The sequence below is a fragment of the Luteibacter anthropi genome (genome assembly GCF_023699965.1).
In the GTDB taxonomy this organism is placed as follows: domain Bacteria; phylum Pseudomonadota; class Gammaproteobacteria; order Xanthomonadales; family Rhodanobacteraceae; genus Luteibacter; species Luteibacter anthropi.
Genome location: NZ_CP077072.1, coordinates 2,350,595 through 2,372,616 on the forward strand (window position 1 = coordinate 2,350,595; position 22,022 = coordinate 2,372,616).

Annotated in this window: 16 protein-coding genes; 11 read left to right on the plus strand and 5 right to left on the minus strand. The window is 64.5% G+C overall.

Translation table 11 applies throughout. The annotated features are described in order from the left end of the window. Positions 1-31: 31 nt before the first annotated feature. On the minus strand, positions 32-5,218 hold the full coding sequence (locus KR767_RS10345; protein WP_250879053.1) for a hypothetical protein: 5,187 nt from the start codon (positions 5,216-5,218) through the stop codon (positions 32-34). Between the two features lie 935 nt (positions 5,219-6,153). On the opposite strand from KR767_RS10345, the gene KR767_RS10350 reads away from it, so the two are divergent. The 4 genes from KR767_RS10350 (at position 6,154) to KR767_RS10365 (ending at position 7,813) form a co-directional block, all read left to right on the plus strand. Continuing rightward, positions 6,154-6,444, plus strand: coding sequence for a hypothetical protein (locus KR767_RS10350; protein WP_250877983.1), 291 nt, complete (start codon positions 6,154-6,156; stop codon positions 6,442-6,444). Further along, positions 6,434-6,733 (plus strand): hypothetical protein, encoded by a 300-nt coding sequence (locus KR767_RS10355; RefSeq protein WP_250879054.1) that lies wholly within the window; start codon positions 6,434-6,436, stop codon positions 6,731-6,733. Before KR767_RS10350 ends, KR767_RS10355 begins: the two co-directional genes overlap by 11 nt. Before the next feature lie 124 nt (positions 6,734-6,857). Beyond that, complete coding sequence (mobA, locus tag KR767_RS10360) at positions 6,858-7,478, plus strand: molybdenum cofactor guanylyltransferase (protein WP_250879055.1); 621 nt, start codon at positions 6,858-6,860, stop codon at positions 7,476-7,478. Beyond that, on the plus strand, positions 7,475-7,813 hold the full coding sequence (locus KR767_RS10365) for a hypothetical protein (protein ID WP_250879056.1): 339 nt from the start codon (positions 7,475-7,477) through the stop codon (positions 7,811-7,813). Before mobA ends, KR767_RS10365 begins: the two co-directional genes overlap by 4 nt. 66 nt (positions 7,814-7,879) lie before the next feature. Here the strand turns inward: KR767_RS10365 and fdhD are convergent, their stop codons facing one another. Together fdhD and KR767_RS10375 are read right to left on the minus strand one after the other, a co-directional pair. Then, positions 7,880-8,689, minus strand: a complete 810-nt coding sequence (gene fdhD, locus KR767_RS10370) for a formate dehydrogenase accessory sulfurtransferase FdhD (protein WP_250879057.1) — start codon at positions 8,687-8,689, stop codon at positions 7,880-7,882. Continuing rightward, positions 8,682-11,012 carry an FdhF/YdeP family oxidoreductase gene (locus tag KR767_RS10375; RefSeq protein ID WP_250879058.1) on the minus strand — a complete coding sequence of 777 codons (2,331 nt, stop codon included), beginning with the start codon at positions 11,010-11,012 and terminating at the stop codon, positions 8,682-8,684. Before KR767_RS10375 ends, fdhD begins: the two co-directional genes overlap by 8 nt. 152 nt (positions 11,013-11,164) lie before the next feature. On the opposite strand from KR767_RS10375, the gene KR767_RS10380 reads away from it, so the two are divergent. Together KR767_RS10380 and KR767_RS10385 are read left to right on the plus strand one after the other, a co-directional pair. Next, positions 11,165-12,151 carry a glycoside hydrolase family 15 protein gene (locus KR767_RS10380; RefSeq protein ID WP_250879059.1) on the plus strand — a complete coding sequence of 329 codons (987 nt, stop codon included), beginning with the start codon at positions 11,165-11,167 and terminating at the stop codon, positions 12,149-12,151. Positions 12,152-12,260: 109 nt separating this feature from the next. Then, on the plus strand, positions 12,261-13,139 hold the full coding sequence (locus KR767_RS10385; RefSeq protein WP_250879060.1) for an NAD(P)-dependent oxidoreductase: 879 nt from the start codon (positions 12,261-12,263) through the stop codon (positions 13,137-13,139). Positions 13,140-13,252: 113 nt separating this feature from the next. Here the strand turns inward: KR767_RS10385 and dusB are convergent, their stop codons facing one another. Then, positions 13,253-14,239, minus strand: coding sequence for a tRNA dihydrouridine synthase DusB (gene dusB, locus KR767_RS10390; protein WP_166952833.1), 987 nt, complete (start codon positions 14,237-14,239; stop codon positions 13,253-13,255). 60 nt (positions 14,240-14,299) lie between these two features. Between dusB and KR767_RS10395 the strand changes: the two genes are divergently transcribed. The 4 genes from KR767_RS10395 (at position 14,300) to KR767_RS10410 (ending at position 19,018) form a co-directional block, all read left to right on the plus strand. Then, positions 14,300-14,734 (plus strand): acetyltransferase, encoded by a 435-nt coding sequence (locus KR767_RS10395; protein WP_166952836.1) that lies wholly within the window; start codon positions 14,300-14,302, stop codon positions 14,732-14,734. Positions 14,735-14,820: 86 nt separating this feature from the next. Continuing rightward, the gene (locus KR767_RS10400) at positions 14,821-15,468 is read left to right on the plus strand and encodes a cupredoxin domain-containing protein (protein ID WP_250879061.1); all 648 of its coding nucleotides are present in this window, start codon (positions 14,821-14,823) and stop codon (positions 15,466-15,468) included. Between the two features lie 6 nt (positions 15,469-15,474). Beyond that, positions 15,475-17,817: a putative bifunctional diguanylate cyclase/phosphodiesterase gene (locus KR767_RS10405; protein ID WP_250879062.1), complete on the plus strand. Its 2,343-nt coding sequence runs from the start codon at positions 15,475-15,477 to the stop codon at positions 17,815-17,817. A 46-nt stretch (positions 17,818-17,863) separates the two neighbouring features. Beyond that, positions 17,864-19,018 (plus strand): GGDEF domain-containing protein, encoded by a 1,155-nt coding sequence (locus tag KR767_RS10410; protein ID WP_250879063.1) that lies wholly within the window; start codon positions 17,864-17,866, stop codon positions 19,016-19,018. A gap of 9 nt (positions 19,019-19,027) precedes the next feature. Here KR767_RS10410 and KR767_RS10415 read toward each other — a convergent pair whose 3' ends face one another. Further along, a complete protein-coding gene (locus tag KR767_RS10415; protein ID WP_166952847.1) occupies positions 19,028-19,282 on the minus strand; it encodes a CsbD family protein in 255 nt (84 codons plus the stop codon). Positions 19,283-19,424: 142 nt separating this feature from the next. Here KR767_RS10415 and KR767_RS10420 point away from each other — a divergent pair, with 142 nt between their 5' ends. Continuing rightward, positions 19,425-22,022: a TIM-barrel domain-containing protein gene (locus KR767_RS10420; protein WP_250879064.1), complete on the plus strand. Its 2,598-nt coding sequence runs from the start codon at positions 19,425-19,427 to the stop codon at positions 22,020-22,022.

Consider the following 22,022-nt stretch of genomic DNA (forward strand, 5'->3'; position numbering starts at 1 on the left):
GTTGCCTTCCCAGGCCGCTCCCGGGCTCCCGTCAACGGGGTCGGATGCTGAACAAACGCGCGAAGAATGAGTCGCCCACGATGTTTGTGTTCCATTGACCCATGATGCCCGACGCCGTTACCAGGGATGTGTTGTTGGCGCTGGATTGGAGTTTCTCCGTAGGGCCTCCGCTGTTGGCCATAGCGCCGGACGTAGCAGCTAGCACCGTATTGAGATCCCCCAGATCAAAGGCTTTGAGTGCATCCACCAGCGCGGTGGTGCTTGGTGACATCCCGGCAGGCAACAGGCCCTGAGGACGCGGGAACGGCATGCCTGCCTTGCTGGCTCCGGCCATGCTGTCCAGATCGATAGGAGCCAGCGAGTGAGCGATATCTTCGCTTGAGCGGAAGCTCGCACTCCCATAACCTTTCGCACGGTAGGCCCCAGCACGTCCTCGCAACACGGATCGGCCCCGTGAAATAGCGGCGCCCGCGCGATTCATGAGGTTCTTCGCCGCCCGAAAGCCGGATCGCCCCAGTTTGAGCGCCAACTGGGCCACCTTCTTTCCGAGGGCGGCTACGCCACCTGCCAGGCCGGTGGCCAGGGATGCCCAGCCGAGGGCCTTTGCCAGTTCGGGGTTGCTGTCCGCAAGGGCGGCAGACGCGATACCGAGTCCGGCAGAGACGGCCGCCAGCGTGACCAGGGCGGCGGTGATCAACAGGGACGCACCACCGGTCAGGGCGGCGGTCATGACGCCGATGACACCCCAGATGATTGCACTGATGAGCCCTCCTCCTTTGCCCATGCCCAAGGGCCCGGGAAGGGTGTCACCCCATATCCTGCGAAGCCCGCGGTTCACCGCGCCCGATCCCACCGCCATATGCCCGCTCGGATCGGCCATGTTCGCCGGATCGCCATCGAAGCAGCCGTGGGACTGTGGGCCGCCATCCCCGAAGGGGCTCCGGTCATCGGGTACGCCGAACTGCATGCCATCGGTGTGGTACGAGCGATAGCCGCAGCCCAGCGGATACTGGTCGTTGAGGGGGTCGCGGTACTCGCCCTTGAAGCCCAGCAATGAATCGGTCTCGGTGGAGCTGTGCGCACCCCAGGCGGTATAGGTGTGGTACTTCGGTGTTTTCGCCGTGGCATCGAAGGTCAGCAGTACGGTGCCGTCGATATCGCGCAGCTCGAACAGGATACGCAGCACACCTGAGCGCTTGACGGTCTGCACGGTGCACCCTGCGCTGCCGGGCGCCAGCCAGCGACCATCGTTGTCTGGCTTCAGCTCACTGCGCAGGTTGGTGCCGTCGTAGACCAGATGGTGCTCGGCGTTACCCTGGCCGGTGGCCGACAGGCCGTTCAACGGGGTGTAGGTGTAATACCGCGACCCGGCCTGGGTCAGCCGGCCCAGCCAGTCGTAGGTGTAGGTCTTGCCGGTGATGTCCTTGGTGATGCGACCGTTCTTGTCGTAGACGGGCGTCGTGGCGGCCGGATAATCCGCATGGCTATGGGTGATGCCTGAGAGCCGGCAACCACTGGTGTCGTCATAGGTGTAGCTGCTGGTGCAGCTCCCGCCATCGAAGGTGGTGGTGCAGGCGGTGACGTTGCCCAGGCCATCGACGGTGAAGTCTTGCTGGCTGATCGTCTTGTCACCCGGGGTCCGCGGCTGCCAATCGCCGGTATAGCGGCACGACTTGATGCAGCCGGACGCGGTGTAGGTGTAGCTGCGCTTGCCCTTGCTGGTGCTGCCGTCCTGCCACTCCACGCTGTCGATGCGATCATCGCCGAAATAGCTGTGCGTCAGCGTGTAGTCAAAGCCACCGGCACCACTTTTCAGGAAACGCCGGCGGGTTTCCTTGCCCTCGCTGTCATAGGTATAAGTCACGGTAACGGTATCGGCGCCACGGACGATGGTGTCGCTTGCCAGGCGCCCCTGGGCATCGTAGGCATGCGTGGTGGTGACGTCACCGGCGGTGGTGGTCACGCGCTGTCCCTGGGTGTTGTAGGTATAGCTTGCGGCATGCCCGCCACCGTCGTTGTCCGAGAGCAGGCGTCCAGCCGAGGTGTAGCTGCGCTCCACGGTGCGTGTGACGCCAGTGCGTACGGTGGTCGTCTGTTTGATGATCCGTTCGTTGATGTCGTGCTCGCAGTCGACCTTGGCCGCGCCTTCGGTGGCCGAGGAGGTGCGGGTGTTGCCGTGCATGTAGCTGAAGGCTTGCGACAGCGTGCCTTGCTTGAGGGATGCCAGCTGATGCCCCATCTCAGGGATGGTCGTGTAGGTCAGCGAGGTACCGTCGCCATGTGTCCTGGTGGCGGGAGCAGGCGTGGCGCCGCTGTAGGTATAGGTCTCGGTAATCCCGGCACGGGTGAGGGTCGTGCAGCGTCCCCAGGTGTCGAAGGTGCGTTCGCCCAGGGTTCGGGTGGTGCTGTCCCAGGTCACGGTCCGTTTGGTGGGTTCGTTGATGAGCCAGTCGGTGGGGTACTCGTAGTTGTAATCGTAGGTATGGTCGCCCTCCTCGTGGGCTTCCCTGGTCACCCGGCCGATGGCGTCGTAGCCATAGGTGGTGGTGTGCGTGCCGTGAGGCGTCACACGGGACAGCTCCAGGAGCCAGCCGTTCGCACGATAGGTATACGTATCGGTGCATGCGACATCACCGTTGGTGTCGACGGATTCGATCTTGGCGACCGAGCCGTTAAGGTTATAGGTGGTGCGCTTGCGTTGTTTGTCGCTGGCGGTGCCTGACCATTCCTCGCGGACGCGGTCGATGGGGTCGTATTCGTTAAACTCCTTGCGACCATCGCTGTAGGTATGGTGGCAGGCCTCACCCCAGTCGTCGTACTCGGTCGTGCAGGTGCTCTCCAGAGCGGTGCCGTCGGCCAGATAGTCGAATTCCCTGACGACAGATTCGCGCCCGAGCGCGTCGTACGTGATGGTCTTGACGTTGCGCCACGCCGAGGTGTCGGCGTGCCATACCTGTTCAAGGATGGGCTGGTCGCCGCCATCGTGTTCGCTGGCGTGCTTCTGGCCGTCGGGATCGGTGATTTCAACGCGGCCTGGCGACGGGTAGGCAAAGGTGGTGGTTTCTGCGTAGGTGGGGCTCTGTGCGCAGACGACGTGGGTGACGAGCCGGCCATGGGCATCGTAGGCATAGGTTGCCTTGTTGTTATCGGCATCGAGCTGTTCGATGAGTCGGCCGCTGAGCGTGCTGACGGTTTCTCTGGTGGTGCGAGAGATTCCGCTGCGCGTTTCCGTCGTCGTCGTGGTCAGCTCGGTCTGGTCGTCGTTGAGTTCGTAGGCGAATGCCAGAGACGTTCCGGTGCCGGCGACGATATTTTCGTTACCATCATCGTCTGCATCGTTGTTGCCTTGGGTGATGCTTTTCTTCAGGCCCTTCCGGAAGTCGTCGTCCTCCCACCATGTAATTTTCTGGATGAGCCTGGCAGCGAGTTTCGGTCCGCAGGCTTGCTTGGTGGTTTCTATTTTCTTTCGGTTCAATCCGGTGATGTCGTGATAGTTATAGTCCTTCCAATAGGTGATGCATGATTCATCTTCTTCGATCATCGCTACGATGGTCTGGCGATTGTCGATCGTTTCGATAAATCCTTGTGCGAGCGTCGGTGGAATGATTACGTCTTCATCTAGTAAAGATAGGTCGTCTTGATTTCTTAACTCGGAAAAGAAATTCGGATGCAACGATGAACCTGCTTTCGGAATTAGTATTCCAGAATAAAGCGACATGAAGTCATTCTTTGTGAGCGTCGCGAACACGCCTATTTCTTTCGTGGGATTGGCATCGTCAAACTCAGGATCGGAAGAGGCATAGGCATAAGCTGTTCGTGACGATACATCCAGTTTTAATGGTGATCTTCCGTCTTTAAAGTGGATGTACGAGATGGATGCATGCGTCTTTTTCTCGTCGTCTAATGCCTTAGATTTCTCCTCGTCGGTTTTTGCTTTTAAGAAGTTTTCAGCGGCTTCCTTTCGTATGTGTTTGTATGTTTTTAAGCTGGTTGATGATTGAGTGTGTAATTCATCATCCGAATGCGAGGTGACAATATGCTTCTCATCGGTGACCGTGATTTCCTCCTTCTCTGCATGGCCTGATGTGTAGACATGAATCGTCTTTCTGTTGCCCTGCACGATTTCCGTCTGGTAGCCATTGGGCATCCATGACTCAGTTAGCTTGTAGCGCTTGTTATCGTCTTTCCAGAAGTAGCTGTAGTCCGCCGTCGTGGCGTCGCCCTCACCACGAGGTGTGATGGTGTGGCGGGCAACGCACGGCAGGGCGGAGAGTTTCTCGTTGCCCGGAAACTTCAGCCCGTTATCCACGTAGGTCACGGATTGCCTCAGGCCTTCGAAGGTCACGATGTCGTTGAGCAACCAGCCGCAGGTGGCATGCTCTTGATAGGCGAAACGGGCCTTCGGTACATCGGCGGCGCCCACCGGTTTCTTTGCCTTGTCCTGTTCGGCTTTCCATAGGGCGAACTCCGGCGGTTCGATGGAGGTAAGCGCGTACTGGGCGTTCAGGTTAAGCGTGTAGGTTATGGCCTCGGTGGTGCCGGGCCAGAAATTCAGGCGGATATCCGTGGGGGATGTGACCTGGTCATCGGCTGGCCCGGTGGCGTCGGCGCGGTAGTCGATCGTGAGCAGGCGTCGTGCCGCCGCCTTCTTGCCTGACGCGTCGGTGGCGCCATCGTCGTCGATGGCGGTGAGGCGGATCTGGTATTGCGTGTTGCCGGCCACTGTTTGTGCGACGGCGACCCAGGTGAGATTCAGGTAACGGTAGCCGTCGGTCGTAAATTTCACCGGTACCCAGATCTGACTGCTGCCCTGCTTCTTGAGGGTCTCCACGCGGCCGTCGGTGCGTTCGACCGTCATGGTCGTGTTGTTGTCCGTCCAGGTGATTTTCACGGCGGCGTTCTTGAAGGTTGCACCCTTCTTGACGTCGATCACCTCACCGGTATGCAGGGTGAGGTCGTCGTTCTTCTCGTACCAGGTGGTAACGGCAAAGGACCAGCCATCGCCGAGGGCGGCCATGTTGTTCACCACAGGGGAGTAGTACAGGCTCAGGTCCATGACCGGGCCCTGTCCGGCGTTGCCGGTGATTTTGGGCAGTGGCACCAGTGCCTCGAACAAGCCCGTCCGTGGGTCGACATGCGTGCGCTTCTGCGTCGTGGTGTTGAAGATGGCGTCGTTCTGGCTATCGCAGGGGTCCGTGCCCATCGCATTGTGGTCCATGTCGCTCTCCTGTGCGGTGCGGATGTGGGGTTCGGGAGGCGCGCGTCGACGCGCTGGCTAGCAGCGTGAACCGTGGGATGGGGGGGCGATATAGGGCGTCCGTTGTAGGCGCGAATAGGCAGAAACGGTCGGGAGGATGCGAGGTATCGGTTTCTGCGCGAGATTCCTGCATGTGTAGGAGCGCGCCTTGCGCGCGACCGGACGAAGCGAAGGAATGGAGATGATCGCGAACGATGAGCGTGAGGCGTGATCGCAAAAACCGGTCGCGCGCAAGCACGCTCCTACACAAGCAGGTGGCCGCAGCGTGGGGATATCCGGTGGGAGCGGATCGCATCCGCGATGGGTGCTCGCGAAGGCCATACGCGGGCGGCGCCTACAGACAATTCTGTGTTGTTTTGCTACGTTGTCACCGCTGCCTGCGCTGTCGCTTCACTCGTATTCGCAGGCAGCCTTCGCTCCAAGGCGGTGAAAGCGTGGAATCGGGAGGACGGCAATCCGTCCCGATCCCACTAACCACCGAGTCATCCTCAACTAGCGTGAACTAGCAAGGAGTCGTCCATGGCTATCTGCCATTCTACGTCACTCGTCCGCCCGCCGCTTCTCCGCGGTGGCCCACCCTCCGGTGCCCGGGCCGTTCCGGTCCTGCCCGAACGCGGTTGACGAACCGCGGCGTTCGCCGCGCCTCTAGCGCTTTGGCCTTGCCGTAAACACCCGGCGCGTTGCCGGCTGCCCGGTGATGGCCCGCTGACGCCGCATCCACTTCGACAATCACGCCGCCCGGCGTCCGCTCACGGACACGCCGGAGAGCCTCATCGTCCCGGAGCGATGCGCAGTAAAACGTCAACCTGACGTTGCGTTACCCCGTGGCACGTTCATGGTTTCCATGGCGTGCCACACCTGGGATGGGAGGGCGGCGCTGACCCATGGAGTTGTACATGAAGGACATCAACGAACACTGGATTCTGGAGGACGACGATGCCTCCACCGAACGGTTGCTCAATGAAGCGACGGAGTGGCTGGCGTATGCGCAGGGGACAGCGCGCTTACTGGCTGAGGTGGCGCATGAAGAAGCCGATGATGCGGATCATCGCGACCTGTCGCTGGCCATCGGCGGCGTGGCGGCACTGGTGGCCGTCGGTCAGCACTGTGTGCAGCGCGCGCATGTGCAGGTGATGTTCGAGTCACCGTTGCTTCCGGACACGGAGGAGGTGCGCCATGGGGATTGAGATCGCGCAGATCACGATGGCGCTGGGGTTGATGGTGATCAATGTGCTGGTGTTCATGGATCGCCGCGAGGGAATGAGCCTTGCCACGCGCGGTGCGCGCGGATTCGCGGTGGCGGCGTTCGGCAGCGCCATCGTGGCGTTGCTGGCCATGGATCAGCTGATGATCCAGGTATGGATACATCCGAAGGACGAAACGACGTTCGTGTTGTTTCGCCTCGCGATGACCGGAATGGGATTGGCAACGTCAGGCGCCGTAGCCTTCTGGGTACTATCGCGCTGGAACGTGTAGGAGCGCGCCTCGCGCGCGACCGGTGGAACGGGAGCGATGATGAGCCGCGCCATGAATGGTCGCGCGCAGGCGCGCTCCTACAACGTATTCGCACCACGACCCCATATCCTTGTAGGAGCGCGCCTTGCGCGCGACCACCTGCGAAGACGCAACGCCCAAAAGCCTGCGCTATCCTTTCCCCATGCCCAACCGCCAAGCCACCGCCCTGCAACCCCTGACTGGCGGCCTCATCCTCGCAGGCGGCCGCTCCTCCCGCATGGGCCACGACAAGGCCCTGCTGAAAATCGACGGCACCACCTTGCTGAATCGCACGTCCCAGGTACTCCGTGACGCCGGTGCCGACCTGGTCGTGGTCAGCGGTTCTCGCCCGGGCGGCATTCCCGATCACTTCGATAACGCCGGCCCCCTCGGCGGCATCGCCAGCGCCGCGCCTTTCCTCCCCGATGGCCGTTGGCTCGTGGTCCCGGTGGACATGCCGGGATTGTGCCTATCCGTCCTGCGTCCCTTGCTGGAATGCGCGGGGGCGGCCGCCAACTGGCAGGGCCATCCGCTGCCCTTCGTCCTTGATCTCGACGATGAAGTGAGGGCGCTTGTGGAGCAGTTGATGGAACGACCGTCATCCGAACGATCCCCAGGCACCCTTCTCTCGTGCCTGAAGGCAACGCACCTGCCACTCGACACACTGGACACACGCTGGCTGGTCAACTGCAATACCCCGGACCAATGGCGCGAGGCGACCGCATGAGGGTGCAGCTGGAAGACGACACGATCCGTGTGCGAATCGATGAAGACGAGCTCGCCGAGCTGCTGGACGATGTGGCGCTGCTAGGGTCCACGGCGTTCGGCAAGGCCTTCACGATGCGCTATGCGATCGATGCGACGGGGCGCGATACCTGTGTGCTCGACGGCACGGCGCATGAGTGGACGCTCGAAATACCACGGGTTCAGCTCTTGGCCCTGAAAGAACGCCTGCCCAGCAAGGACGGGCTGGTGTTCGATATTCCAGGCCTGGATACCGTGGCGACGAAGGTGCTCTTCGACGTGGACGTGAAAGACAGCCTCCGCCGCCGCAAGGGATAACGTGTAGGAGCGTGCCTTGCGCGCGACCGCTCTTCGCGAAAACCCGGTCGCGCGCAAGGCGCGCTCCTACAGGGGGATTCGGTCGGGGTGTGAGTACACGTTGAATCGCCCCGGCCGCGCAAAGCCGACCAGTGTGACCCCGCAGCTGCTCGCCAGTTGCACCGCAAGCGCCGTCGGTGCCGAGATCGCCACCAGCACGGCCATACCCGCCATGGCCGCCTTGGTCACCATTTCATAGCTCGCGCGGCTGGTGATGAGTGCGAAGCCTGCCTGCGAATCGATGGACGCGGCGAGCATGGCGCCGATGAGTTTGTCGAGGGCATTGTGGCGGCCGACGTCTTCGCGGCTCAGCACGATGTTGCCTTGTATATCGACCCATGCGGCGGCGTGGACGGCACCGGTGAAGGCATTCACCGGCTGATGCGAGCCCAGGATTTGCAGGGCTTGCTGGATGACCTTGGCATCCAGGGCGGGGCCGCCGTTGACCGCAGGTGGCTGGCGGATGACCTCTTCCAGTTCTCGCGTGCCGCAGATGCCGCAGGCGGTTCGGGCGGGGAGGGTTCGGTCGGTCGGGGCGCGCGCGAGGCGCGCTCCTGCAGGCAACGTGATGTTTGCCGTGATGCCTTCCAGTAACTCGGTGATGGCGATGGTGATGTGGTCCCTTGACGTCACCAGGCCTTCGGTCAGTGCGAAGCCGCGTGCGAAGTCCTCAAGGTCCATCGGTGAGGCCATCATCACCGCGAACGGACTGCCGTCGAGGTGGATGGCCACGGGAACTTCCTCGGCGAGACGGTCGATGGCATCGCCGCCCTGGCCGGCCTCGTAGCGCCGCATCGAACGCGTGGCACAGCCGGGCGGCGGGGGGCCCTCATGCATGCGAGGGCTTCCTGCGCGGATTACCGGGTGGAAGCGTTGAGGCGACGATGCGCACCGGTACGGACTTGTAGGTCGGGGTGCCCGACGCCGCATCGTGGTTTTCCAGCGAGATGAGTGCGTTGCCCTCGGGGTAATACATCGCCACCGAGCCTTCCGCGATGTCATAGGCCACGGCGGTGAACCCTCGTACCGAGCGTTCCTTGCCGTCGGCGATGTTCGCTCCCGTTGCATGGATGTCGATACGGTCGCCGTGTTTCAGGCCGCGTGCTGCAAGATCCTGCTTGTGCATGAAGACGACATCGCGCCGTCCGCTCACACCGCGGTAACGATCGTTGAGTCCGTAGATGGTCGTGTTGTACTGGTCGTGCGAGCGAATGGTGGTCAGCATCAGGCCGGCACCGTCGCCGGTTTCATCTTCTTCCAGTCCTGCTGCCAGCAGGAAATGCGCCCGTTTCTCGGGGGTGGCCCAGTCACGCTCGCTGGCAGCGACGCGCAGGCGGAAGCCGCCCGGCACGTTCACGCGCTTGTTGAAGTCGTAGAAGATGGGAAACACCTTTTCGATATCGTCGCGGATGAGGTTGTAGTCGCCAACCAGGCGATCCCAGTCCACCCGGGTCGCCGGCAGGGTAGCCTTCGCGATGCCGGCCACGATCCATGGTTCGGAACGCAGGAACTCGGACGCCGGCTTCAGCGATCCCATCGAGGCGTGCACCATCGACATGGAGTCTTCCACGGTCACCGCCTGCGGGCCCGTCGCCTGTTCGTCCAGTTCGGTGCGACCAAGGCAGGGCAGGATGAAGGATTCCTTCGCAAGCAGCAGGTGCGAGCGATTGAGCTTGGTGGCGATATGCACGGCCAGGTCGAGCTTGCGCATGGCCTCGAAGGTTTCTTCCGTATCGGGCATCGCCACGGCGAGATTGCCACCCAGGGCGATCATGGCCTTCGAGCGGCCTTCGCGAATGGCGAGCACGGCGGCAACGGCATCGTGACCGTGCTCGGTGGGCGGCTCGAACCCATAAGTGCGGCGGATACCGTCGTTCAGTTCCGCATTGGGTTTCTCGGTGATGCCCACGGTGCGATCGCCCTGCACGTTGCTGTGTCCGCGCAAGGGGCATATGCCGGCACCGGGACGGCCGATGTTGCCGCGAAGCAGGAGCAGGTTGGCGATCTGCTGTACGTTTTCCGTGCCGTGCTTGTGCTGGGTGATGCCCATGCCGTAACAGATGATGACGTTGTTCGCCTTCGCATAGATGTCGGCAGCCGTTTCGATCTGTTCCTGCGTGAGGCCGGACTTGCGCTCGATATCCGCCCACGACGTGCCGAGCACGTCGGCGGCGAGTGCGTCGTAGCCCAGCGTGTTGTCCCGGATGAATTCGTGATCGAGCACGGGAGGCTCGCCGAGGGTGAGCGCAATGGCGTCCGTCTCGATCAGGGTCTTCATCATGCCCTTGAGCACGGCCACGTCGCCGCCGATCTTCACCTTGTAATAGGTGGAGGCGATGCGCACCGAGCGTCCGGTCAGCATCTCGGTGGGATGCTGCGGCGAGGTGAACCGCTCCAGCCCGCGCTCGGGCATCGGGTTCAGCACCACGATGGGCACGCCGCGCAGCGAGGCCTCGCGTAGGGTGGAAAGCATGCGCGGATGATTGGTGCCGGGGTTGTGGCCGATGCAGAAGATCGCATCGCATTGCTCGAAGTCGTCCAGCGTCACGGTGCCCTTGCCGGAACCCACCGACTTCGGCAGGCCCACGCTGGTGGCCTCGTGGCACATGTTGGAGCAGTCCGGGAAGTTGTTGGTGCCGTATTCGCGGACGAACAGCTGATACAGGAAGGCCGCTTCGTTGGAGGCACGTCCCGAGGTATAGAACTCCGCCATGTCCGGATCGGGCAGGGCACGCAGTGCCGCGCCGATGCGCTGGAAGGCCTCGTCCCAGCCCAGGGGCCGGAAGGTGTCGCTGTCACGGTCGTAGGCCATGGGGTGGGTAAGCCGCCCCAGCCCCTCCAGGGTGTAGTCGGTCAGCTTCCATAGATCGCTGACGGTGTTCTTTGCGAAGAACTCGGGCTTCACGCGCTTGGCGGTCGCTTCCCAGGACACGGCCTTGGCGCCGTTCTCGCAGAATTCGAAAGAGGAGGTTTCCTTCGGATCGGGCCATGCGCAGCCGGGGCAGTCGAACCCGTGCGGCTGGTTGACCTTGTGCAGGGCGATGGACTCCCGGGCGATCGCCATCTGGCCGCTGAGAGCGCGGGCCACGGCGCCCAGGGCCCCCCAGCCGCCGGCGGGGGCGTCGTATTCCTCGATACCGGGGACTTCTTTCTCGCTCATGGCGGGCGCTCGGTCGGTCGTCGGAAAGCTGATTCTACGCCGCGCGCCGTGAGCATGAAGTCGGCCCACGGGTTCTTTCACACCTCCTTGGCGGCCGCTCGGCCAACCTCCGCGCGCTCGCGCCCCTCCCCAGGCGCCCGGAACGACCCACGGTGAACCTGTCCAAGCTCGAGGCCGTATCGCACGGCCAGCCGCCGTCGCGCGGCCTGCCACTCGGTGACCTGCGTGGTTTTGCGCGGGTCCGCGCCGATGCGGCCCTGGCCTGTCTCGCCATCGATCGCGAGGCGGGATTGCTGCGTCCATCACACGACGAGCGCGACCTGCTGAGCCTGCATGTCGATGGCGAGGTGGAATGGCAGCAGGCTTATGTGCCAGGCACCAACGTGCTGGAGACCACGGGACGTCGCGAGGGAGCGGAGCTGCGTGTGGCGGATTTCATGCCGCTGACGGAATCACGGTCGGGCCAGCCGCTACCGAAGGGCCGCTTCGTCCGTATCGTGACCTGCACCGAAGGCGATATCGCGTTCCGCCTGGTGTGCGCCGCAGGGATCGAAGGTCGTCCCGCGACGTCTGCACGAACCACGCAGGGCTGGTACGTTGCCTGCTCGCAACCGATGGGCGTAGGCGCCGACGTGGCTGCGACGAAGGTTCGCCTGGGCGAGGGCGAGAGTCTTGTGCTCGTGATATCCAACGAAGCGGTGCAGGGCGGTGAAACCCTGCTGGCCGATGCGTTGCATGGTCTTGGCGATACGATCCACTACTGGAGCTGGTGGAGCGATCGCTGCCGCTACCGGGGCGAGGACGCCGAGGCGAAGCTGCGCGAGGCGCTGTCGATCAAGGCGGCCTGTGGAGAAGCCGGCATGCTGGTGGAAGATCCCGGGGTCCGTTCGTTTGCTCCGGCCCCGTTGGGCGACGTAGCCCGGGCGGCGGCCTTGTTCCTGGAACTGGGCTATCGCAGCGAATGCGCCAGCCTGCTGGCCCAGGTCGCGCAGGCGAGCCACGCGGATGCCTTCGGCCGCCGTCCGTCCGACGAGATGTTCTACGACACGGTGCGTGCCTATGCAGAGCGTTACGGACGCGCGGCCTTGCCGTCCTGTGTCGCGTTGCCGGACGACACACCGACGCGGATGGTCCGGTAAGCGCGGTGCATTGTTGACGCAAAGGCATGACACATATGCCGTCCAGGCCATCGCCGCGGCATAGGGAAGGCGTCACCATGGGCGGCGGTCAACTTGCGGAGTAGCGACAATGAAAGTGACATTCCTTGGATTGGGTGGCATGGGCCGGCGCATGTGCGCCCGGCTGATCGCCGCGGGCCACGAGGTGACGGTCTGGAACCGCACCCGTAACGACGAGATCGAGGCTTCGGTGCGTGGAGCGGCCTGGGCCGCTACGCCGCGCGATGCGGTCAAGGGCGCGGAGTTCGTCATCGCGATGCTGACCGATGACGTGGTGTCGAAACATGTCTGGATGGATGCATCCGACGGTGCGCTTCATGGCATCGCATCCGACACCATTGCGATCGATAGCTCGACGCTCTCACCTGCCTGGATTCGTGAGCTTGGCGAAGCGGCGGCCGCACGGCATGTCCGCTTTATCGAAGCACCGGTCTCCGGCAGCCTGCCCCAGGCCGAGGCAGGGCAGCTGGTGTACCTCGTCGGCGGTGACGAAGATACCTGCACGGCCACGGCCCTGTTGCTCCTGCACATGGGTTCCACGGTGAAACGGGTGGGCCCGCTGGGCTGTGGTGCGCTGACGAAGCTGGCGACGAACACCATGCTCGGTGTTCAGGTGACGGCGCTGGCGGAAATCAGCGGCATGCTGTCGAAGGCCGGTGTGGATGCGGCCCCCATTTTCGACGCCATCGCCGCCACGCCGGTATGGAGCGTCATCGCCGGGCGCATCATGGCGTCCATCACGGCGGGTGACTTCAAGCCGATGTTCCCGGTCAGACTGATCGACAAGGATTTCAACTACACCGTAGCCGAATGCGGATCGGCGTCCGATGCGCCGACGATTGCCGCGGCCCGCGACGTGTTTGACCGTGCATTGGCCGAAGGCATGGGCGATCTGCACATGACGGCGGTGGTGAAGTTGTTTGCAGAGATTCCGCCGGCCGGTAAATAACCTGCACCCTGCTTTTGTAGGAGCGCGCCTTGCGCGCGACCGGTTATCGCGGAACGAAGATGTTTCTGCCACGCCTGTCGCGCGCAAGGCGCGCTCCTACGGGTGACGGGCGGTCAGGCGGCCAGGGACACGCCCGCCGCGAGGGCGTCGAAGTACTCGCGCGTGAGGCGTAACTGGGTGGCCGCGTCTTCGGCGCGGTTCACCACATGGCGGAAGGCCGCGTTTTCAGGGCGGTCTTTCGCATACCAGCCCAGGTGCTTGCGCGCGATGCGCACGCCCATCACCTCGCCGTAGAACGCGTAAAGGTGTTCGAGGTGGCCGACGAGGATGTCGCACACCTCGGTGGCCGTGGGTTCCGCGAGGTAACCACCGGTTTCCAGGTGATGCGCGATCTCGCGGAAGATCCACGGTCGCCCCTGCGCACCACGGCCGATCATCACCGCATCGGCACCGGTGGCGGCGAGCACTTCGCGCGCCTTGGCCGGCGTGGTGATATCGCCGTTGGCGAGCACGGGAATGCCGATGCTGGCCTTCACGGCAGCGATGGTCTCGTATTCGGCGTCGCCTTCGTATTTATCGGCCCGCGTGCGGCCATGCATGGCAAGGGCGGCGATACCGGCGTCTTCCGCGATGCGCGCGATGGTGAGGGCGTTGCGGTGGTCGCGGTCCCAGCCGGTGCGGATCTTCAATGTCACCGGGATATCCACCGCGGCGACCACGGCTTTGAGGATGCGCGCCACCAGCGGTTCGTCCTGCAACAGGGCAGAGCCCGACCACACGTTGCACACCTTCTTCGCCGGGCATCCCATGTTGATGTCCACGATCTGCGCACCGTTGTCGGCGTTGTAACGGGCGGCTTCGGCGAGCATGCCCGGGTCGTAGCCGGCGATCTGCACGCTGACCGGTTCCGGTTCGCCGTCGTGGTCCATGCGCCGCAGCGATTTGCGTGTGTTCCACAGGCGCGGATCGGCGGTGGTCATCTCTGACACGGCAAGGCCAGCCCCCATGCGCTTGCACAGCAGGCGGAAGGGCTTGTCGGTGACACCGGCCATGGGCGCGAGGACCACGGCCGGCGCGATATCGTAGGGACCAATGCGCATGAAAGGCATTTTACGTCAGTGGAGATCGCAAGATCCTTCGATGAGGTTATATTCCCGGGAATGAATATCCGACCCTATACCCCCGCCGACCGCGACGTGCTGCTGGATATCTGGCTCCGCTCCGTCCGCGCCACCCACCATTTCCTCTCCGAGGCCGATATCGAGGGGCTGATTCCCGCCGTGCGCGATGGCGCGCTGCCGATGCTCGAGGTCTGGGTGCTCACCACCGCCGAGGGCCAGCCGCTGGGCTTCATGGGCCTGGATGGCAGCAAGCTCGAGGCCCTGTTCCTCGATCCGGAGCACGCCGGCCAGGGCGGCGGCTCGCGGCTGCTGGCCCACGCGCGTGGCCTGAAGGGTGCGCTTACCGTCGATGTGAACGAGCAGAACCCGGATGCGCTGGGTTTTTATCGCGCCCGTGGTTTCACGGTGGGTGGTCGCTCGGAAACCGATGGCGAGGGACGTCCGTTCCCCCTGCTGCATCTGGTCGAAGCGTAAGAAGCCGGGTTTCCTGCCGGAAATTACGGCCAAGATCGGGATCTGCCGACTAGGCTAGGCTACGCGCCCCATCAGCGAGGTAGCCCATGCGCAGCCTGTTCGCCGTCGCGACGTCGTTCGCGCTTTCCGCGTCCCTGGCGCAGGCCGGGACGGTCCGCGTCGAGGTCGTCGATGTCGATGGCCACCCGGTACCGGATGCCGTGGTCAGCCTCAGCCCGGACGGCGACAAGCCGGCCCGGGCCATCCGCCCGGTCACCCGCTACGTGGATCAGAAGGACCAGACCTTCATCCCCTACGTCACGGCCATGCATCCGGGTGACAGCGTGGTCTTCCGCAACAGCGACGAGATCGACCACCAGGTCTATTCGTTTTCCGACATCGCCCGCTTCGAGTTCGTGCTGGACACGGGTGAATCGTCCAAGCCACTCAAAGTGGACAAGACCGGGGTAGCCGCCGTGGGCTGCAATATCCACGACCGCATGCTCACCTACCTGTACGTGACCAAGGACCCCGACCTCGTCGTGACCGACGCCCGGGGCCAAGCCCATATGGACGGCGTTCCCGCCGGCCACTACATGGCGCACGCCTGGCATCCGCAGCTGCGTCCGGCCATCACCCTGCCGATCCAGGACCTGACCGTCGCCGGGAATGGCGACACGGTGTTGCGATTCGTGGTGGCGCCTCTTCTTCCCGACCCCCGTACAGCGATGGATCGCGCCCACCCGGGCATGTGACATTTCGTGAGGCTGCCTGGTTTCCGTACGCGGCTGGCGATGTTCTTCGTCGCCGCCCTGATCCTCGTCCAGGGCCTCACCGCCGGACTGGCCTACGAGGTGGCACGCCGGCACCTGCTGATGCAGGGGGGCGACCAGCTCACGGCGAATGCGGAAGCCTTCGTCGCGCAGATGAACGACCTGTCCGGGCGCGTGGCGTCCGGCGTGCAGATCATGTCGCTCGATTACGCCCTGCGTTCGGCCATCGGCACGCGCGATCGCGGCACCATCGTGTCGGTGCTGCGCAACCATGGCAGTCGTGTCGGTGCGGCGCGCATGCAGCTGATCGGCCTGGATGGCCGCGTGCAGATCGACTCCACGACATCGGCTGGCGATGGCCAGCCATTCGCCTTCCCTGACCTTGTGTCGGGGGCGTACGACGGGCATGCCGCCGCCGTGGTGGTGATGAACGGCAAGGCGTTCTGGGTCGTGGTGGTGCCGGTGTATGCCCCACAGCCCGTGGGCCTGGTGGCGGCAAGCATTCCGCTGGACGATGCGCTGGTGGCGCATATGCAGCGGCTTTCCGCACTCCCGCGCGACGTCGAGCTGGTGTCGCGCGATGGTGCGCATGGTTACCGGGTCATCGCCCATGGTGATTCGCTGCCGGAGCTGACCGCGAGTTTCGCGGAGCGTGGCGAAGGCCTGCCCAGTGCACCCACCCTCACGCACATGAACGGCCGCGAATACATTGCGCTGGCCCAGCCTTTGAAACAGCCGCGCGGCAGCGGCGACGTACTCGCGGTGATGGGTTACTCGCTGGATGACGCGATGCGTCCCTACAAGGCCATCTGGAGTGCGTGGCTGGGGCTGCTGGCGCTCGGGCTGGCGGGCGGTCTGGTGGCGTCGTGGCTGGTGGCGCGCGGCGTGTCGCGTCCGCTGGAAGCGCTGGCCGAAGCGGCCCGGCGCATTGCCGGTGGCGACTACCAGGATGCGCCGCCGGTCAGTCGCAAGGACGAGATCGGTGATCTGTCCCGGGCGTTCCGCACCATGGGCGAGGCCGTGCGCGAGCGCGAACGGCGCATCCGCCATCAGGCCATGCACGATCCGGTAACCGGCCTGCCCAATCGCGCCGCCACCGAAGATGCGATCGATACCGACCTGGGCATGCAGCCGGATCGCGGTGGCGCGCTGCTCATGGTGGGGGTGACCCGGCTCACCGATATCGTGAAGACCCTGGGCCACGCGCTGGCCGATCGCCTCATGGACGACGCGGGCCGCCGCGTGGGTGCCATTGCAGGCAGGCATCTCGTGGCGCGGGTGACCGATACGCAGTTCGCCATCTGGTTACGTGGCGGTGACGTCAGCGCGGCCGCGATCATGGCGCGACGCGTGATGGACGCATTGGCCGAGCCCTACCAGGAAGCACAGATTTCCATGGACATGGGGCCTGCGGTCGGCATCGCGCTGGCGCCGTCGCACGGCGACCGCGCGGCGGCGCTGCTGCGGCGTGCCGAGGTCGCGGAATTTGCGGCCATCGGCTCGTCCGCCGGCGTGGAAGTCTACGACCCATGCACCGATCCGCACCGGCCCGAACGCCTGTCGCTGATGAGCGAGCTGCGCGATGCCATCGACGGCGATGCGCTGGAACTGTGGTTCCAGCCCAAGCGTCATCTTGCCGACGGCAGCATCGATGCGGCGGAAGCGCTGGTGCGCTGGCACCGGCCCGGTCACGGCATGGTGCCGCCGGACCAGTTCATCGGCGTCGCGGAGGAAACCGGCAATATCGGCCGCCTGACGCGCTGGGTGCTGGCACGGGGAATCGCCTCGGCGGCACGGCTGCATCATGAAGGCCGTCCGCTCAAGGTCTGGCTGAACCTCTCTGCCCGCGACATCGGTGATACCGGCCTGCCGGATCGCGTCGCGGAGCTGTTGTCGATGCATGGGCTTCCCGCCCGTGCCATCGCACTGGAGGTGACCGAAAGCGCGGTGATCGGCGAACCGGAGGCAGCGCTCGGCGTGCTGCGCCGCTTCGCCGACATGGGTATCGACGTGGCCATCGACGATTTCGGCATCGGCCAGACCTCATTCGCCTACCTGCGTCGCCTTCCGGTCAGCGAGCTGAAGATCGACCGCATGTTTGTCCGCCAGCTGGCCACCGATGCCAGCGACCGCACCATCGTGCGTTCACTGGTGGAGCTGGGCCAGCGCCTCGGCTTCCGGGTGACGGCCGAGGGCGTGGAAGACGGAGGCAGTCTCGACTATCTGGTGGGTGTCGGTTGCGACCATGCCCAGGGTTATTTCATCGGCCGGCCGATGCCGTTTGCCGATCTTTGCGATTTCTACGATGCGCAGACCGTGGCGCCGGCCTGAACGGGGCGTAGGATGTGCGCCAACGTCGATCGGGTCGGGGGCGCGGGTGGAGCAGGATCAGTGGGAGCGCAAATACCATCTCGCGCTGGAACGGATGGAGCGCGACGAGCACGACTTCCGCCAGGTGGAGGAAGGCCTGCGTCGCCTCGCATTGCGCCTCGCCCTGCTGGCGCGGGGCCAGAGTCCCGATGCCGATGCATTGCTCGACCGCCTGACGGGCAGCCTGCACTCGGCCCAGTCGGTCGATGTCATCGAACCGTTGCTGGATGACCTGAGCGCAGCCGTCGCCGCCCTGGACGTTCCCCATGTCGCGGGCGATACCGATACGGTGCAGGCCCTGCGTGAAGATATCGCCCGACTCCAGGATCTGCTGGCGGAAGTCGGTGCGCGGCTCGGCGACGTCACCCGTTTCCTGACGGGAGGGATGCGCGAGGCAGAGGAAGGTGAGAACCAGACCCGTACGCTGGATGCCCGCGTCCACATCGAAATGCGCCTGCTCGAAGAGCAGGTAAGTGCCGCCACCGACCTGGCCGGGCTGCGAGCCCAGGTCAGCGAACGACTGTCGATGATCGACATCCATTTCCGCGAGCATCGCGAGCGCGAGGATGCGCGACTGACGGCCTACCGCGACCGGGCGCGGCGCATGCGGCATCGCGTGGAAGAACTGGAAACCCAGGCGAGCACCCTGCAGGACTCCCTGCGCCGCGAACACGAAAGGGCGCTCACCGATCCGCTGACGGAACTGCCGAACCGGCTGGCCTGGGAACGGCGTATGGGCGATGTGGAGCGCGAGGTGCGCCAGGGCGGCAAGGCCTGCGTCGCCGCTTTCGATATCGATCACTTCAAGGCCATCAACGACACCTACGGTCACGCAGCGGGCGACGCCGTGCTGCGCATTGTCGGGCGCACGCTCACGCAGGCGCTGGGTGAAGGCAGCTTCGTAGCCCGTTACGGCGGCGAGGAGTTCGTGGTGGTATTTGCCGACCAGGATATCGATGCCGCGCTGGCGGCGGCCGAAGGACTCTGTGCCACCGTGGCCAGACTGGCCTTCCACGCGGGCGGCAAACCGGTGGCGGTGACGATGTCAGGCGGCATCACGCGCTTTGCCTCGCGCGACACCGCCATCACCGCCTTCGAGCGGGCCGACCAGGCGCTTTACGCGGCCAAGCGCGCCGGGCGCGACCGCTGCCTGGTCGGCTGAGTTGCTCGCTTAGTCGCGGCGAGCCAGCAGCATGCCGACGAGGATGCCCACGCCGAAGCCGCTGAGGATGGCACCGAGCGGACGATGGGCTACCGCTTCGCGCACGCTTTCCACCGCCTCGCCGGCCTTGGCCTGCACGCGACCGGCGGTTTCGCGGACGGCGCCCTCGGCTTCGAGTTCGTGATCGCCCGTAAGGGCACCAGCGGCACGCTGCACACGGCCGCCGACGGTATTGGCCGCACCGCGGATCTGGTCTTCGTTCATGGTCCTCTCCTCGCTTGGGTGACGATCGACAGACGGTGACGGGGCGAGGGTGCACGTCGCGTCAAGCTGGCGCTTTCACCGTGTCGATGCGGCGACGCGTCATAATGGCCCCTTCGTTTGCCACAGGGGTGCTGCCCGACCCATGGAAGCCACGACCGACACGACGCCCCAGGGCGCCGCCGCGCAACCGGAAGCCACCGTGGAACGGGGCGAGGTGCGCTTCACCGTGCTGTCGCCACGCCTGATCCGCCTGGAATGGAGTGCCGACCGGCAGTTCCGCGACGGGCGTACCCAGATCGTCGTCCACCGCGCTGTCGACGTGCCGATGTTCTCGCTGAACGAGGACGACAGCACGCTGGACATCGATACCGGCAATCTCCGCCTGCGTTACCAGAAAGGCACGGGCCGTTTCACGGCCGCCAATCTTGCCATCGACGTGCGTCGTCCCTCGGGTGATCTCACCTGGCATCCCGGCGACGTCCAGAAAGACAACCTCGGCGGCACCTACCGCACCCTCGACCGCTACGACGGCGATACCTGGCAGGACGGCAGCAAGCTGCCGCTGGAAGACGGCCTCATCGCGCGAGACGGCTGGCATGTGGTGGACGACACGGAAGGCTTCGGCATCGACGACGAAGGCTGGGTGATACCGCGTCCGCACGGTGAACGCCAGGATCTGTACTTCTTCGGGTATGGCCACGATTACCGTGCGGGCCTCGCCGATTTCGCCGCCATCGCCGGGCCACAGCCCGTACCGCCGCGTTTCGTCTTCGGTTACTGGTGGTCGCGCTACTGGAATTACGCCGACGAAGAACTGCGCACCCTGGGGGCGCGTTTCGAGAAGGAGCGCATTCCGCTCGATGTGCTGGTGCTCGACATGGACTGGCATACCACGCCGGGCCTGTCGCTACGGCCGGGCCACGAACAGCACGACGTGTTCGGCGAGCAGTCCGGCTGGACCGGCTATACCTTCAATCGCAGCCTGTTCCCGGAGCCGGCGGCCTTCATGCGCTGGGCGCACGGACAGAACCTGCGCATCACGCTGAACCTGCATCCTGCCTCGGGCGTGATGCCGCACGAGGAAAAGTACGACGCGATGGCGAAGGTGCTGTCGTGGGATACCTCCACGCGCGAACCCATTCCCTTCGAAGGTGCGTCGCAACCGTACATGCGTGCCCTGTTCGACACGATCCTGCATCCGCTGGAAAAGCAGGGCGTGGATTTCTGGTGGCTGGACTGGCAGCAGTGGCCCGAATCCAGGGCGGTGCCGGGCCTGTCGAACACCTGGTGGCTCAATCATGTGTTCTTCACCGAGATGCAGCGCGACGACGACCGGCGCGGGCTGATCTATCACCGCTGGGGTGGCCTGGGTAACCATCGTTATCCCATCGGTTTTTCCGGTGACAGCGTGATCTCGTGGACGTCGCTGGCCTTCCAGCCGCATTTCACGTCGATGGCCTCGAACGTGCTCTACGGTTACTGGAGTCACGACATCGGTGGCCACACGTTCCACAAGCACATACCGCGACCGGAGCGTCACCTCGATCCGGAACTCTATGCGCGCTGGATGCAGCTGGGTGTCTTCAGCCCCGTGCTGCGTACGCATTCGGCGAAGGAAGCCAGCCTGCACAAGGAGCCATGGCACTTCGGGCCGCCCTATGGCGACGCGATCTTCGCGGCGATCCGCCTGCGCTACCAGCTGGCGCCGTATATCTACGATGCCGCGCGTGCCGCGTATGACACAGGCACCTCGATCGTCCGGCCGATGTACTACCACTGGCCGGAGCACGAGGAAGCCTATGCGCACCCCGCGCAATACATGTTCGGAGAAGACATCCTCGTCGCCCCCGTGACCGTTCCCGTGAGCGAGGATGGCTCGGCCGCCTTCGCCGTCTGGCTGCCGCCGGGCCTGTGGTACAGCCGCGATGGTGCGGAGGCCTATGAGGGCGGACAGGTGCTGGAGCGCAATTACACGCTGGCGGAAATGCCCATCTTCGTGCGGCCCGGCAGCGTGATTCCGCTTTATCCCGAAGGCCTGCGCGATCTCGCCAGCGTGCCCGATACGCTGATTCTCCAGGTGTTTCCCGGTGACGAAGGTCATACGGCGCTCTACGATGACGATGGCCGGAGCCAGGGTTACCAGCGTGGCGAGTTTGCCCGCACGCCGGTCCGCAGCCGTCGTGGCGATCGTGCGCATCGGGTGCATATCGATGCGATGGATGGCCACTATCCCGGCAGGCCGGCAACGCGTGCCTACATCGTGGAGCTGCTGGATGCCGGTATTCCCGAAAGCGTCGAGGTCAACGGCCGGGCGCTGCCATACAGTGCGACCCCTGCACCGGGCTCATGGTTGTTCGACACCGCATCACTGAGCATCCGCATCGACCTGGGCCAGGCGCCTGTCGATCAGGCCCACGATGTGGTGGCGCGTTTCGCGCCGGAGCACGGATTGCCGCGAGGCCTGCTGCATCGCATGCGCCGCGCCGGGCTGGCCGTGGCTTACCTGAAGCAGGTATGGGGCGATATCTCGGCGTTGCCGGACGATGTCGATCTGGCCGGGCAGGCGGCGCGCGCGCTGGCCTACGCGGTAGAAGAGGGCGACGACGAAGGGCGGGCGGAGCGTTTCACGCAAGCGGTGCGCGCCTTCGAGCAGCGTTTCGTCTGCCTGCCTGCGAGCGTGGACGCGACACCGATCGACGAGGCATTCAAGCGGACGTTCGCCGATTTGCTGGGTCGCTGA

Excerpts from the sequence above, each read along its gene's own strand:
- KR767_RS10345 (WP_250879053.1), bottom strand. The coding sequence starts at position 5,218 with ATGGACCACAATGCGATGGGCACGGACCCCTGCGATAGCCAGAACGAC.
- KR767_RS10350 (WP_250877983.1), top strand. The coding sequence starts at position 6,154 with ATGAAGGACATCAACGAACACTGGATTCTGGAGGACGACGATGCCTCC.
- KR767_RS10355 (WP_250879054.1), top strand. The coding sequence starts at position 6,434 with ATGGGGATTGAGATCGCGCAGATCACGATGGCGCTGGGGTTGATGGTG.
- KR767_RS10365 (WP_250879056.1), top strand. The coding sequence starts at position 7,475 with ATGAGGGTGCAGCTGGAAGACGACACGATCCGTGTGCGAATCGATGAA.
- fdhD (WP_250879057.1), bottom strand. The coding sequence starts at position 8,689 with ATGCATGAGGGCCCCCCGCCGCCCGGCTGTGCCACGCGTTCGATGCGG.
- KR767_RS10375 (WP_250879058.1), bottom strand. The coding sequence starts at position 11,012 with ATGAGCGAGAAAGAAGTCCCCGGTATCGAGGAATACGACGCCCCCGCC.
- KR767_RS10385 (WP_250879060.1), top strand. The coding sequence starts at position 12,261 with ATGAAAGTGACATTCCTTGGATTGGGTGGCATGGGCCGGCGCATGTGC.
- dusB (WP_166952833.1), bottom strand. The coding sequence starts at position 14,239 with ATGCGCATTGGTCCCTACGATATCGCGCCGGCCGTGGTCCTCGCGCCC.
- KR767_RS10395 (WP_166952836.1), top strand. The coding sequence starts at position 14,300 with ATGAATATCCGACCCTATACCCCCGCCGACCGCGACGTGCTGCTGGAT.
- KR767_RS10400 (WP_250879061.1), top strand. The coding sequence starts at position 14,821 with ATGCGCAGCCTGTTCGCCGTCGCGACGTCGTTCGCGCTTTCCGCGTCC.
- KR767_RS10415 (WP_166952847.1), bottom strand. The coding sequence starts at position 19,282 with ATGAACGAAGACCAGATCCGCGGTGCGGCCAATACCGTCGGCGGCCGT.
- KR767_RS10420 (WP_250879064.1), top strand. The coding sequence starts at position 19,425 with ATGGAAGCCACGACCGACACGACGCCCCAGGGCGCCGCCGCGCAACCG.